Origin of the sequence: Asprobacillus argus (genome assembly GCF_032248395.1) — a bacterium.
In the GTDB taxonomy this organism is placed as follows: Bacteria; Bacteroidota; Bacteroidia; order Flavobacteriales; family Flavobacteriaceae; genus Polaribacter; species Polaribacter argus.
In genome coordinates, this window is sequence record NZ_JAVTTO010000005.1 from 219,195 (window position 1) to 233,181 (window position 13,987).

Genomic DNA, 13,987 nt, shown 5'->3' on the forward strand with positions numbered 1-13,987 from the left:
AATAATTATTGAAGTATTACTAATTTTTCATATTTCTCAGCAATCAAATTACTTGTGGTTGACTTTACAATTAATTTGTATACGTATACTCCTTTTCCTATTTTATTTCCGAAATCGTCTAGACCATTCCAGGTTATATTTCTTGATAAATTCCCTGTTGTTTGTACACTTCTATTGATCGTTTTAATCAATTTACCAGAAACGGTAAATACTTGAACTTGCACTTCTAAGGGTTCATTTGGCTTGTTATGATTAAACCAAAATTCTGTGTAATTTACAAAAGGATTTGGATAATTTAATACATTCTCCAAATTTAAAATTGCATCACTCACCACCACAAAGTTCAACGTAGCTTCAGATGAATTATTGTAAGTATCCCATGCTTTTAATTTTAGAGTATGTGGCCCTACTTCTAAATTTCGAAGCTTATAGGTAACTCTACCTTTTGTAAAATCATTAAGCTCTGTTTCATAAAAGTCATTCAGTACGATCGGATTGGCTTCATCTCCATCTAGAATCGCAACAATATCATGATCTACAGCTGTTACTGAGGTGTTGATACCACTTTCATCTGACAGCACGGCTATTAAATTCGGTGATGTATTCGTATTTCCCCCATCAATAAACGATTCATCGTTCATGAACAATTTGATCTCTGGTCCTACATCATCTACGGGAGCATTTTCGTTGATTCCACCAACTACTACATCTAAATTATAACCTGCCTTATCTATAGCCTGATTCGTTGCATAAAAACTTAATTTCCCTTTTCCATACGCTATTCGCACATCTTTAGGGACTATAAAATCAAAGCTGAATGCTCCGTTCTCTACTGTAGCTTTTCCTGTAAATAATTTACTTTCCTGAGAGTCAAATGTCATGAATACTCCAAAGCCATCATTATCTAAAGTGGTTTTATCAATAGGTTTGTCATAAACTGTCGTTGACAAGGTTCCATTAAAATCGGTTAGTATTTGATTTGCATTATCTGTAACGACTCCTTCAAAACTTACTCTTGAAAGTGCTTTCAGAGTATCTAAAGACTGCGTCACATCTATACCGTTCATTCTGGTTATACGCACATTAGGTTCAGGAATAGCCAATCGCATAGCAGGGTCACCTAAGTAATAAATAAAGAACTTTTGAAAGTTTGAAAATTCATTTTTTGCTTTCGATAAAGATTCGGCTATAGTGAGGTCTTGATCTTCAAATTCTAACAATATTCGAATCAGGTCTTCATTGAAGTTCTGTCCGACGCTTATAAATACTTCTCTTGTCGTGGTAATCATACTCACCGCCCCACCTTGGGTGTTTTTAAACGTTAATTCACCTGCAGTTTCTCTATTAGGATTGTCAAATCGTGTAAACTCGCACGTAATCGTAATTAAAAGTGGGAGCGTATTTTCATTAAAAAATGATTGTATTTGTGGTCTTTCTAGAATTCTTTCACTGGCAAAGCCATCTTCCCCTCCATGCCCAAAATAGTCCAATACCAACGTTCCTCTTTCAATACTATTTGTTATCGCGTTGTTTACATCTGGATATCGCTCTCCTCCAGATGAGTTTTGTTGTGTAAAAGCATCTGCATAGATCTTGTTTACATTAAAAACAGGTTTATTTCTTTTAATGGAATCAGCAATGCGTTCCACTCCAGTTTGAATAGGTATATCTGATGTTTCATCAATATCATCGGAAAGTAATGTAATTACATTTCTCCAGTTACCTAAGGATTGTTCTGCGTAATAGCTTAAGATCTTATCTACAATTTCCTTCGCTTCTTGAATTGTAGATACAGGTATCCTACCCGTAGCAACATCAACAGTATGAGCACTAACCATTCCTCCCTCTACTGGATCCAACATTGCAAAGTAGTCATCAGATACATACGAATTTGCTAAATTGAAACTTTCGACCGACTCATACACCGGAACAATATTGTTATTACTGATTAACCTATCTTTATAATCATAGGAACTATCTCCAAAAAAACAGACATATTTCAATTTTTTATCAGCAGTTGTATTTGTCGTATAGATTCTTCTGATAAGGTCCCGTATTCCCGTGATATCTTTTGACCCTGAAGAGAATTCATTATAAATCTCATCCACTATCACCACTTTCGTGGTATAATTTGAGTTCGTCTGATGATAGTCCGCCAACCTTTGAGCCTCCCCAGAAAGTTCTGCGCTGGTAATAATTAGGTAATTAATATCTTGTAGAGCATGCAAATTCTGATTCGTTACCAATCCATTTGTTAAAGCTTCGGGAGTATAAAAATCAGATTGATTTACTACGATATATTCTTTAAGTGTACCTCCACTTTCCTTAAACACAAAATCGGTTCCAGTGGACTGATTTGCAACGCTGCTTGGGTTTATAGGATCGGTAACGTCCCAAAGTTGAAAAATGTTTGACGCATTATTTATTTGGTATTCTACAATATCCGTGGTATTGGCAGCGTCAAAACTTCTAAATGAAAATTGACTCTGATCCACCGTTAAATTTTTCTTTCCTTTAACTTCAATATAATCCAAATATGCTTTTGCTGAAGGATTCCCCCCATTATTGTAACGAATTGTGACAGATATATTCTCGGTATTCGTCGTAAGTGTGGCAGTTCTATCGGATGCATAAGCTAATGTAAGACCAGAAGGATTAACAGCCGTGTACGTAAGTGTATATAGGTTTTGTCCATTGACCGTTACATCCATAGACGATGTTAATGATGATATAGCTACTCCCCTTACTTTAACAGATATACTCTGTGTTATATCAAGTCCATTAAATGGTATTACAAATGTCCGTTCATTTTCAATACTAAAATCCTCACCAAACCATTGTCTTCCCGCAGCAAATAAGTTGACTTCTTCTTTTTCGTAAAAAGTATAATCATCGAAGGTATTAATTTGTAATGCTGCAGTTCCTGTAATCGGAGTTGCTCCAGAGATCCTTTTTCCATCCTGATTATCGACTTTTATAAAGTAGTACGCTTTATCTGAATATATGTTTTGTCTATGGGTTGCAGTATTAGTTCCAGGATTCACTAACCAATCGTGTGGACCCTTCGCATAAAAAAGAATAAAATCATTATTATTGAAAACTCCATCATCTTCACCTTCTATATATATAGCATTCTCTTGCAGATCTTCATACCTAAAATCACTATTTACTTCTGGCAATAAGTTTCCTCCGTTACCATATATATGTATTTTTTTGGGATTTAAATTATTTGTTGAAACACCTATTTGCCGTAATAAATTCGCATCAATTCTAAATACTCCTGTTGTATCAACCGAAAATTTATACCACGTACCATCAGATAGAACAGCATCGGAGTTTTGAGAATACCCTATAAATGACCCTGTGAGGCAAATAAAAATCAGTAGTTTTTCCTTCATAATACTTACCCAAATAACGGAAATAAAAAATAAATATTTTAATCTCTTGGCTTTTAAATTATACTAAAAATTAAAAGTATACGTTAAATTATTATTCAACGAAAATTGATGTTTATAAAAAACTCAAATGACGTTGCATAATTTCAATTTTGTTGTAAATTGCAAAGCTGAATCAAAACCCTAACGTTTTAGATAAAATATGAGAAACTTAGTAAAAGTTACAATTTTTTCAACTGCAGTTATCCTGATGACTAGCTGTAATTTTAAAAGTAAAAGTAAATCGTCCTTAACTGGGTGGAATTTCAATGATCCGAAGTATGGAAATTTCTTGAATGGAGATTCTTTTAAGGGACAAAAAACTCCAGAAGGAATGGTGGCTGTAGAAGGTGGTACTTTTACAATGGGACAGGTACAAGATGATGTAATGTTTGATTGGAATACAACACCTAAGCAAATGCACATTCGTTCATTTTATATGGATGAAACTGAAGTTACAAATGAAGAGTATCATTTATACTTACAGGTTACAAAACAAGTATTTCCGCCAGAAGACGAAAAATACAAGCACATATACAATGCAGCATTACCAGATACATTGGTGTGGAGAAAGAGTTTAGGTAATACTGATCTATTAATAGAGAATTACTTGAGACACCCAGCATATAAAGATTACCCGGTAGTTGGTGTTAGTTGGTTACAAGCTGTACAATATTGTAAGTGGAGAACCAACGCAGTAAACATGAAAACTTTAATAGATAAAGGGATCATGAGTAATGTACTTGCAGCGGATACTATTCGTAATTTCTTTGATACAGATGTATATCTAGAAAATCCTTATGCTTTATTTGAAGGTGATTCTGCAGCATACAAAAAAGGACTTCCAGTAAAGAAAATTCGTAAGAAAGGGGAGCCTAAGCCTGTAAAAGGTTCTTTCACAGGAAGACATGTTACTTCTTCTGACGGTGTATTAACACAGAAATTTAGATTACCAACGGAAGCTGAGTGGGAATATGCGGCAAAAGCAGTTGTTGAGAATAGAGAATATAATACCGTTAGAGGTAGAAAAAAATATGCTTGGAATGGCAAATATACTAGAGACAAGTCTCAGAGATATAAAGGAGATCAATTAGCAAACTTTAAGCAAGGTAATGGAGATTATAGTGGTGTTGCTGGCTGGAGTTCTGATGGTTCGGATATTCCAATTAGAGTAAAATCGTATCCTCCAAATGCATTTGGTTTATATGATATGTCTGGAAACGTATCCGAGTGGGTATCTGATGTATATAGACAAATTATAGATACAGAGGCAAATGATTTCAACTATTTTAGAGGAAACTATTATACTAAGAAATTAATTGATAAAGACGGAAAAGTAGTATTTGTGGGTGGTGAAGGTGCTCCTCAAGTTGCTTATGACACTTTGCCTAATGGCAAGATTGTTCCAAAAGAATTACCAGGTACTATTAAGTACATACCAATTACAAAGGAAGAAGCTTATTTCAGCGGTGACTATAGTAAAGCCGATAACTTAGGTAAAAATGATGGAGATTCAAATTCATCTAGAATTTATGATCTCGATGAAGATGATAGAACGGCAACTAAATCCAGAATGTATAACTCACCTCTTAAACCAACAGTTGAAAGAGATACATTAACAGGTAGAATGGTTAAAAAGTATGACGACGCAAAACGTTTCACTTTGATTAGTGATCAGTCAAGAGTTTATAAAGGTGGTGCTTGGAGTGATAGAGAATATTGGCTAGATCCTGCTCAAAGAAGATTTATGTTAGAGTATATGACCACGTATGATATTGGTTTTAGATGTGCAACAGATATTGTTGGTCCATTGGCTTACAAAAAGAGAAGAGCTAGAAACCCTGCAAGATAACATTCATTTCGAATTACAATAGAGCCTCATTGCTATAAACAATGAGGTTTTTTTATATTTATTAAATGAAAATAGAACAACTATATAACCTATATAAGAAGCATTATCAAGTAGATACAGATACACGAAAAATAAGGCCTAATAGTATCTATTTTGCCCTTAAGGGAAAGAACTTTAATGGCAATGCATTTGCTAAAGAGGCTATTAAAAAAGGGGCTTCTTATTGTATTGTTGATGAACAAGAATATGCGAATGACGAGAATATTATACTGGTCGAGGATGTATTGACTACATTGCAAGAGTTAGCAAAATACCATCGTAATCAATTCACATTCCCCGTATTAGCATTAACGGGTAGTAACGGTAAAACCACCTCCAAAGAACTAATAAATTGTGTTTTGAGCAAAAAATTTAAAACAGGTGCTACTTTTGGAAACCTCAACAATCATATAGGTGTTCCTTTGACCCTCTTATCATTCGACGCTAGCACAGAATTTGGTATTGTTGAAATGGGAGCAAATCACCTTAACGAGATAGCTTTTCTTAGCAATATTGCCAAACCAGATTTTGGGTATATCACAAACTTTGGTAAAGCACATCTTGAGGGGTTTGGAAGTGTAGAAGGCGTTATAAAAGGAAAATCTGAGCTTTATCAATTTATAGGAAACAACAAAAAGAAAGTTTTTGTCAATCCTAACGATAAAAAGCAGCTAAACTTAACAAAATATCTGGACACTATATTTTTTGACAAAACTATAGTTTTAAAAAGTGCAACCCCTTTTCTTACTATTGCTTTTGAGAATATTGAGATTCAGAGTAACCTTATTGGCGATTATAATTTTGACAATATAGCTTGTGCGATAACCATTGGGAACTATTTCGGAGTAAAAACTCTTGATATAAAAGAGGCTATTGCGTCCTATGTTCCCACAAATAATAGGTCTCAAATCATAGAAACTACTCAAAACAAAATTATTTTGGATGCTTATAATGCAAATCCTACGAGTGTCGAAGCGGCTTTAAAAAGTTTTTCTAACCTGGAGGACACTCATAAAGTTGTCGTTTTAGGTGATATGTTTGAGCTGGGTCAAGAAGCGGCAACAGAGCATCAAAAAATCGCTGACATGGCATCTTCCCTTGATCTTGATCTGTTGTTCTTTGTGGGTGAAAATTTTGAAAAAATAAAAGGCAATTACGTCACTTTCAATACTATTGAAGATCTAAAAGATTATTTAGCAGCATTAGAGATTAGCGGTGCGATAATCCTTATAAAAGGTTCTAGAGGTATGGCATTAGAGCGCCTTTTAACTATTATTAATTGATATGATTTCTATGAAATTCCAACAAGTTGTCTATGGGTCTTTGTATGATATCGGTTATCTTTAGCCCATTCTTCTTTGCTATTTTTTCCAGAATGTCTCTAAAATAAAAAGCTATGGATCCTATAAAATAAATAGGCGTCCCTTCGATTGGGTTAAAAGGAAGTATTCGAAACTTAAAGAACTCTTGAAATCCTTTTTTGATTATTTTCTTGATATACTTATCGTCCTTAAACTCGAACATGAACTTTGCAAAAGATGCTAAATACATATTAGGGTTGGGCTGTCTATAAAGGTTAAATTTAATATAATCGGCATCGAGGTTGAATTGACTATTAAACTCTTGAGAAATTCTCTTAGGCATTTTATTATAGTAAAAATCTCGTATAAGCTGTTTGCCAAAATGATTACCACTTGCTTCGTCCATGAGACTATAACCTAATGACGCTACTTTCATGTGCATCTTTTCACCGTCAAAATAACAGCTATTAGACCCAGTTCCTAAAATACAAACAATAGCAGGTTCTTTACCCGAAGCTGCATACACCGCAGCTAACATATCTTCAGAAATGGTGATAGCAGCATTTGTAAAAATTGTACTCATTACATCATTTAGAATAGCAACAGGTTTGGGAGTACCACACCCCGCACCGTAAAAATGAATCTGTTCAACCTCATCTTTAATATTAATCAATTGGAACATATTAACGATCCTATTGGTCAATTCTTCTTTAGCAACTACAGCTGGGTTCAACCCTAACGTCCGCACTCTAAAAATCTCCTTTTTATCAGAATCTAGTGCAATCCAATCTGCTTTTGTTGACCCTCCATCAGCTATTAATATCATTGTGTTTTTTTAATGTTAAGCCAAATATATCATAACAATTTAGGATATACAATAAATTAAATTTTCTCAATCGTTTTCGTATAAAAATATTTTAAAATAATTAAAAAATGTATGTTTGTATAAATTAATGAATTGTGATTTTTAAGAAAAAAAAACAGCCCATTATAGATTTATTTGACGACAACTTTGTCGATATACACTCTCATCTACTTCCTGGCATAGACGATGGTGCAAAAAGTATTAACAACTCAATTGAGTTAATACAGAAAATGCATTCCTTCGGGATTAAAAATTTCATTACTACACCTCACGTTCTGGGCGATTTATACCCTAACTCCACAGAAACTATAAAAGAAAAACTCTTAATTATACAGAAGGAACTGGCTAATAGAGGAATGAATGATGTTGCAATAAGAGCATCTGCTGAGTATATGATGGATGAACAATTTTCGGACAGATTAGAAGCCGGTGATATTCTTCCTTTAAAGGACAATCTTATTCTTGTCGAAATGTCCTACTTTAACGCTCCTTTGAATTTATATGATATATTATTCGAAATACAATTAAAAGGCTATAAACCTATTTTGGCACATCCTGAACGTTATAACTTCTATCATCAAGAATTTGCCAATTATTACAAACTCAAAAAAGCAGGGTGCTTATTTCAGCTTAATATATTATCTCTAACGGATCATTACGGAAAAGGTGTGAGGAAGATCAGTGAAAAATTGTTAAACCTAGGTATGTATGATTTTGTTGGAACTGACACGCATCATATAGGGCATCTGATTTTACTAGAAAAAATAAATAATAGCAAGGCAGACAGGGCCAAGCTTCTTGAGTTGTTTAATAAAAATAATTTCTTTATTTAAGCGTGTTATCTTCAATAATCTTTGCTAATTCTTTTGCTAATACTTTGTGAGCTGCATGATTCCAATGCCCTCTTTTATTAGTTACATTCCAATAATTTGGATCAAAAACATTCTTAGTTTGCAATTTTAATGTTTCACCAAGGTCGTAATACTTGAAACCCTTATTCTTTAAAGCTCCTGTAAAGGATTGTGGAAGCGCTATACTATCTCTATTAATAAATATTGCCTTACTGGGATCTATAAAATCCAAAATCCCTATAGATCTCTTTACTTGTTTCAGTTCATCACTTGTTAAACTATTCGTTTCTTGACTAGCCTTTTTTGGGTCACGCTGACCAAATTTACCAAACAATAACCCCATATAATCATTTTTCAAGCGCTTCCGAGCGATATTGGTCATATTCAATAAAGCAGAGTTTTGAATTGCTTTTTTAGATATCATGAATGCTCTTAGCTCCTCTTTGTTATAATTTACATCTATTATTGGGGAACCACTAATCGTATCGATCATTAACTTAGGTAAGAGAGGATCATTATTTTTTGCTGTTAAGTCTTCTAGAGAAATAAAATAAAATATCTTGTCTGGATTAAAATTCTCTACATATACTTTTTGATATATATACATATCGGGAAAAACAAATCCACTGCGACCCATATTTAATATCTCATACTTTCTATCATCTAAATCATTATTAAGTAAGTCTTCAGCCAATTTTCCAAAATAGTCCCTGCTAAACACTTGTAATGATTCTACAAATGAATCTCCAACTAGAGCAATTCTGACTAAATTATCCCTTTTTTTAATTTCTACAGAATTACCTAGAAAACCATGCTCATTATAACTTACAACACCAAAACCTTCATTAAAATAAACAAAATCCATATTCTTTCTCTTCGCTCTACCTAATTCATCAACAAACTCGGTAGATGAAACCTGGCCTAAATTTGAAGACCTCACAAAGAACTCACATACCAACAAAACCAGTACGGAACTAATTATAAAATATATAGTTTCTTTAAAAAATCTCATTGCTAGAATTGAAAATAAATAAACGGTAATGGATCTACTTGGACCATATAAATAACTGATACTACAAATAACGCAAATAGAATTCCCAACTTAATTCCATTCGATCTTATATCTAATATAAATGTATGTTTTTGTGTTCGGTATTCAACAGTATCTAAAAACAATGTCATGAGTGTATATGCGAGAACAATTGATAAAAACAACATCGAATTATCACTACTTTCCCAAAAAGCCATTTTTCTAAAAAACACCTTAACAGTAGCAAAATCAGTAGCTCTGAAGAACAACCAAGTTAAAAGCACCAACAAATACGTTCCAAAAATATTTAAAACATCTTTAACACTAAATTTTTTCAAATTAACACTTTGCACTTTCCTTCCCTTGAGCATCAGCTTATGAACAATTAAATAAAGTCCGTGCAGTCCTCCCCATATAACAAAATTCCAACTCGCACCATGCCATAATCCGCCTAATAGCATTGTAAGCATTAAATTACGATACATTTTTGTCTTCCCATTTCTATTACCTCCCAAAGAAAAGTATAAATAGTCCTTTAACCAAGAAGAGAGCGAGATATGCCATCTTCTCCAAAATTCAGTAATACTTGTAGATAAATAGGGTTGCTCAAAATTCTTCATTAATTCTATACCCAGTAGTTTTGCTGTTCCTCGAGCTATTTTGCTATACCCAGAAAAATCTGCATAAATTTGTATTGAGAATAAAAAAAGTGCCGCTAAAACCTCACCTGAACTGTAGGTTTCAATATTTCCAAATATATGATCCACGTATCTACCCGATGTATCACCTATCATAACCTTCCTGAACAATCCCATAACTATGAGCACGACTCCTTCCTTCATTTGCAAAAGGTTAATCTTACCTTTATTCTTTGACAGTTGAGGTAGTAAACTAGCTGCCCTTTCTATCGGACCCGCCACTAATTGCGGAAAGAAAGAGACAAACAATGCAAAATCGACAAAATTATCAGTTGGCTTTAATTTTCTTCTATATACATCTATGGTATAAGATAATGTTTGAAAGGTATAAAAAGATATACCTACTGGTAACAATATGTTTAAATGTAGAAAATCTAATTCGACTCCTAGGTCAGAAGATAACGACTGAAAACTATCAATAAAAAAATTAAAATATTTGAAAAAGAATAAGATTCCGAGGTTAGCAAAAAGACTAATCCCTAAAAAGAATCTTCTCTTTTTCTCAACATTGCTAGTAGCTAATGCCTTGGCTACAAAAAAATCTATTATGGTAGAAATTAGAAGTAACGAGCAAAATCTCCAGTCCCAATAGCCATAGAAAAAGTAACTGGCCAATACTAGAAAAATATGCTTTATTCTTTTGTTTGGAAGTGCATAATACAATGGCACTACCACACCTAGAAAAATGAAAAATATAATCGAGTTAAATAGCATTAGTATTTCTAATGTATGGGTAAAAGGTTACTTAAATATTTTCTTATACCATGGTTTTTCTTTTTCCGAAAGATCTCCATAACCATAACCATAACCATAACCATAACCATAGCCATAGCCTCCATAACCATAACCTCTTTTCGCGTTGGTATCGTTCAACACAATGGCCATGTTTGGCAGCCTTTTATTCGCATAAAGATCGTTAGGCACGGCCAGTAATCTTTTATCTAAATAATTTGCTCTAACTACATATAAGAAAGAATCTGAATATTTAGCTATCAGCAGCGTATCGGTAACTAGGTTCACTGGCGCAGTATCAACAACAATCACGTCATATTGCTTCTTCAACTCCGTAAACAATGCATCTACTCTATCCGACAATAATAGTTCTGCAGGATTCGGTGGAACAACTCCTGAAGAAATGATATCTAAGCCTTCTATCTGAGGTATTGTAAATTTCAATTCGTCTAAGGATAGATCGTTATTAGTAATATAGTTAGTTACACCTTTTCTATTTGGTATCTCTAAATACTCTGTAATCTTCGGAGCTCTTAAATCCATACCTAGGAGCAATACTTTTTTCCCTGAAAGAGCTAATCCAGAAGCCAAGTTAATTGAGACAAAAGATTTACCTTCTCCACTAGTTGTAGAAGTAATAAATATAGACTTGCAGCTATTAGTATTATTTGCAAGCATAAAATCCAAGTTCGTTCTTATAAGCCTGAATGCTTCCGCAGTACTTGTTCTTATATTCGTTCCGATAACAATTTTCTCCTTACTTAATGAGTTTGGAATATCTCCAATGAACGGTACTTTTAATTGCTCCTCTATATCCCTTCTTGAATGTATTTTAGTATCTATCAAATTAAATATGTAGATCGCTAGCACAGGAAGTAAAAATCCTAGTAAAAAAGATGCAAAATAAATGAAGTTTTTATTAGGTGATACAGGGCTATTGGTACCATATGCCAAGTCTATAATCTTCGCATTCGGGACAGCAACAGCCAAGGAAATATCAGCTTCTTCCCTTTTCTTTAACAAGTAAGAATATAGCTCTGCTATAATTTTTTGCTGCCTAATAATATCAATGATTTTCCTTTCCGCTCTGGGGATAGCCTTTATCTTTCCAAGCATCTTGTTTTTTTCACTCTCCAGCTGGCTTTTAGAAAGTGTTAATGACCCTTGATAATTTAATAGACCTTCTTTTAACCCTGAGCCTATTTGAGAGATTTGATATTCTATATTTTGAATCACTGGGTTTTTACTTGTTGCCGTTTCCAGTAATTTCTTTCTTCTTAAAACTAAAGTATTATAATCACTGATAGAAGTATTAATCGGTTCGCTCTCTATCATGATCGCAGGAATAATTTTAAATTTATCTTCTGAAGATGCTAAATTCTGATTAATTGAATTTATCATTCCTATTTTCCCATCAATCTCCGATATCTTTTTATCAGTTTCAGCTATATTTTCTAAAAATAATTGAGACTCTACACTTATGTTGGTAAAATTATTATCCAGTTTAAAATCCTCTATATCATCATCCACAGAAGACAGGTCTTTTGTTATTTTTGTTAGCCTTATTCCAATAAATTCTTTTGTTTTTTTTGCTACTTCATTCTTATCATTTATAGCATCTTGATTATACTGAAAAACCAGATCGTTTAAAAAATCTACCGCTCTTTGCTTGACTCTATCTCTTAAACTAATTCTAAGTACACTGGCATTCTTACTTACCGGAGAAATTCCAACTCTAGCCCTATAGCGATCAATAACTCTATCTATTCGACTTAAACTAATAAGTACCTCACTGTATTTTGACAGGTCATTCTTATCAATAACAAACCTTCCGAAACTACTTTCAATAGTGTCTCCAAAATTATACTGTCTAAAGTTCTGTTTCAGGTTATCATACAATCTATATTCAGTATTTGATACAATCGAAACGACAAAGGATGTGTCTGTTGCATAAAAGTTTTCATCTTTATCCAAAAAAGTAACAAAAACAGGTGATTTTTTATATACGTCCTGCTTTTTTATTCTTCCTTCAGACAAAAAATTAACATTTAGATCTAATTTTTTTATTACTTCGGATACGATTTGTCTAGACTTGATTACTTCAACTTCATTATCTATCCTTTTATTAGAACTACTTAAAATTCCAATATCCTTGAAAGCTGCTAACTCTTCCGACAGACCATTTTTTCTCTCATTCTTTATCATAATTACAGTCGTTGCACTATACTCAGGATGTGTATATCGCAGATATAAATATCCTAAAACCGTAAAAACAATAACACTTAGAAAGATCCATTTCCAATGAACTAAGTACTTCTCAATTTCTGATCGTAAACTTATATGGTTTTCGTTAAATTCGTTATAAGCTTGTTCTTGATTAGTTTTCATCATAATTATCTAGAAAGAATTGCCAATAATGATATTAAAATTGAGCCTATAGAGACAAATAGACCTGTATTCTGATTGTAAGATGCAGATTGCATTTTTGCCTTATTTGGTTTCACATACACCAAGTCGTTCTGCTGTAAATAATATACTGGAGAAGAAAAGACTTCATTGGATAAGAGATTAACATTATATATCTTTTTTACCCCTCCTTCTTCTCTTGTGACCTTTATGGAGTCCCTAACTCCAGATATATTTAAGTCTCCTGCTAACCCAATTGCTTCCATAATACTGATTCTCTCATTAGGAACGTTATATACTCCAGGTCTAATAACATCTCCCAGCACAGTAATCTTAAAATTTGTGATTCTTATATTAACACTAGGATCTTTTACATATTCAGGATCTAGCTTATCTTTTATTAAGGATATACCTTGCTCTTTAGTTAATCCCCCTATTTTAATATTTCCCAAAATAGGTAATACTATCTCTCCCTTACTATCTATCAGATACAGCTGTTGTTGAGGTGTTCCTATTGGGTTATTTGTAGTATTCGAAAAAGCAACAGCAGATAAATTAAACGGTTTAACTGCTTCATCATCTTTCGCGCTGATTATAATTTCTAATAAATCATCTGCTTTAAAAGTTGTTTTATAATTATTTGACACATTTTCTTGATCAATGGCACCATTCTGAAAATAGACAATCTTCTTCTTTGACACGCATGATGACAAAAAAAATAATACCAAAACAACAGAAATGTAATTAGAGCAAGTTCTTATCATGTTATATATTTTTGT

9 protein-coding genes are annotated in these 13,987 nt (G+C 33.2%); 3 read left to right on the forward strand and 6 right to left on the reverse strand.

What is annotated here, in order from left to right; genetic code table 11:
• Positions 1-5 precede the first annotated feature (5 nt).
• Entirely contained in the window at positions 6-3,398 is a 3,393-nt protein-coding gene (gene porU, locus RQM59_RS13675; protein ID WP_349242682.1) for a type IX secretion system sortase PorU, read from the reverse strand.
• Between the two features lie 199 nt (positions 3,399-3,597).
• Here porU and gldJ point away from each other — a divergent pair, with 199 nt between their 5' ends.
• The gene (gene gldJ, locus RQM59_RS13680; RefSeq protein WP_349242683.1) at positions 3,598-5,286 is read left to right on the forward strand and encodes a gliding motility lipoprotein GldJ; all 1,689 of its coding nucleotides are present in this window, start codon (positions 3,598-3,600) and stop codon (positions 5,284-5,286) included.
• A gap of 65 nt (positions 5,287-5,351) precedes the next feature.
• On the forward strand, positions 5,352-6,608 hold the full coding sequence (locus RQM59_RS13685; protein WP_349242684.1) for a UDP-N-acetylmuramoyl-tripeptide--D-alanyl-D-alanine ligase: 1,257 nt from the start codon (positions 5,352-5,354) through the stop codon (positions 6,606-6,608).
• Here RQM59_RS13685 and RQM59_RS13690 read toward each other — a convergent pair.
• Positions 6,601-7,452, reverse strand: a complete 852-nt coding sequence (locus RQM59_RS13690; RefSeq protein WP_349242685.1) for an N-acetylglucosamine kinase — start codon at positions 7,450-7,452, stop codon at positions 6,601-6,603. The two genes, RQM59_RS13685 and RQM59_RS13690, sit on opposite strands and share 8 nt — an antisense overlap.
• A 134-nt stretch (positions 7,453-7,586) precedes the next feature.
• Between RQM59_RS13690 and RQM59_RS13695 the strand changes: the two genes are divergently transcribed.
• Entirely contained in the window at positions 7,587-8,324 is a 738-nt protein-coding gene (locus RQM59_RS13695; RefSeq protein WP_349242686.1) for a tyrosine-protein phosphatase, read from the forward strand.
• On the opposite strand, the gene RQM59_RS13700 is transcribed toward RQM59_RS13695, so the two are convergent.
• The 4 genes from RQM59_RS13700 to RQM59_RS13715 are packed head-to-tail and all read right to left on the reverse strand — an operon-like array spanning position 8,317 to position 13,972.
• Complete coding sequence (locus tag RQM59_RS13700; RefSeq protein WP_349242687.1) at positions 8,317-9,354, reverse strand: hypothetical protein; 1,038 nt, start codon at positions 9,352-9,354, stop codon at positions 8,317-8,319. The two genes, RQM59_RS13695 and RQM59_RS13700, sit on opposite strands and share 8 nt — an antisense overlap.
• 2 nt (positions 9,355-9,356) lie before the next feature.
• The gene (locus tag RQM59_RS13705; protein ID WP_349242688.1) at positions 9,357-10,784 is read right to left on the reverse strand and encodes an MBOAT family O-acyltransferase; all 1,428 of its coding nucleotides are present in this window, start codon (positions 10,782-10,784) and stop codon (positions 9,357-9,359) included.
• A gap of 27 nt (positions 10,785-10,811) precedes the next feature.
• Positions 10,812-13,193 carry a GumC family protein gene (locus tag RQM59_RS13710; RefSeq protein WP_349242689.1) on the reverse strand — a complete coding sequence of 794 codons (2,382 nt, stop codon included), beginning with the start codon at positions 13,191-13,193 and terminating at the stop codon, positions 10,812-10,814.
• 2 nt (positions 13,194-13,195) lie between these two features.
• Positions 13,196-13,972, reverse strand: coding sequence for a polysaccharide biosynthesis/export family protein (locus RQM59_RS13715; RefSeq protein WP_349242690.1), 777 nt, complete (start codon positions 13,970-13,972; stop codon positions 13,196-13,198).
• Positions 13,973-13,987 lie beyond the last annotated feature (15 nt).

What these genes read in the sequence shown, in the direction of transcription:
- gldJ (WP_349242683.1), top strand. Translation starts at nt 3,598, where the DNA reads ATGAGAAACTTAGTAAAAGTTACAATTTTTTCAACTGCAGTTATCCTG.
- RQM59_RS13710 (WP_349242689.1), bottom strand. Translation starts at nt 13,193, where the DNA reads ATGATGAAAACTAATCAAGAACAAGCTTATAACGAATTTAACGAAAAC.
- RQM59_RS13715 (WP_349242690.1), bottom strand. Translation starts at nt 13,972, where the DNA reads ATGATAAGAACTTGCTCTAATTACATTTCTGTTGTTTTGGTATTATTT.
- RQM59_RS13685 (WP_349242684.1), top strand. Translation starts at nt 5,352, where the DNA reads ATGAAAATAGAACAACTATATAACCTATATAAGAAGCATTATCAAGTA.
- RQM59_RS13690 (WP_349242685.1), bottom strand. Translation starts at nt 7,452, where the DNA reads ATGATATTAATAGCTGATGGAGGGTCAACAAAAGCAGATTGGATTGCA.
- porU (WP_349242682.1), bottom strand. Translation starts at nt 3,398, where the DNA reads ATGAAGGAAAAACTACTGATTTTTATTTGCCTCACAGGGTCATTTATA.
- RQM59_RS13700 (WP_349242687.1), bottom strand. Translation starts at nt 9,354, where the DNA reads ATGAGATTTTTTAAAGAAACTATATATTTTATAATTAGTTCCGTACTG.
- RQM59_RS13705 (WP_349242688.1), bottom strand. Translation starts at nt 10,784, where the DNA reads ATGCTATTTAACTCGATTATATTTTTCATTTTTCTAGGTGTGGTAGTG.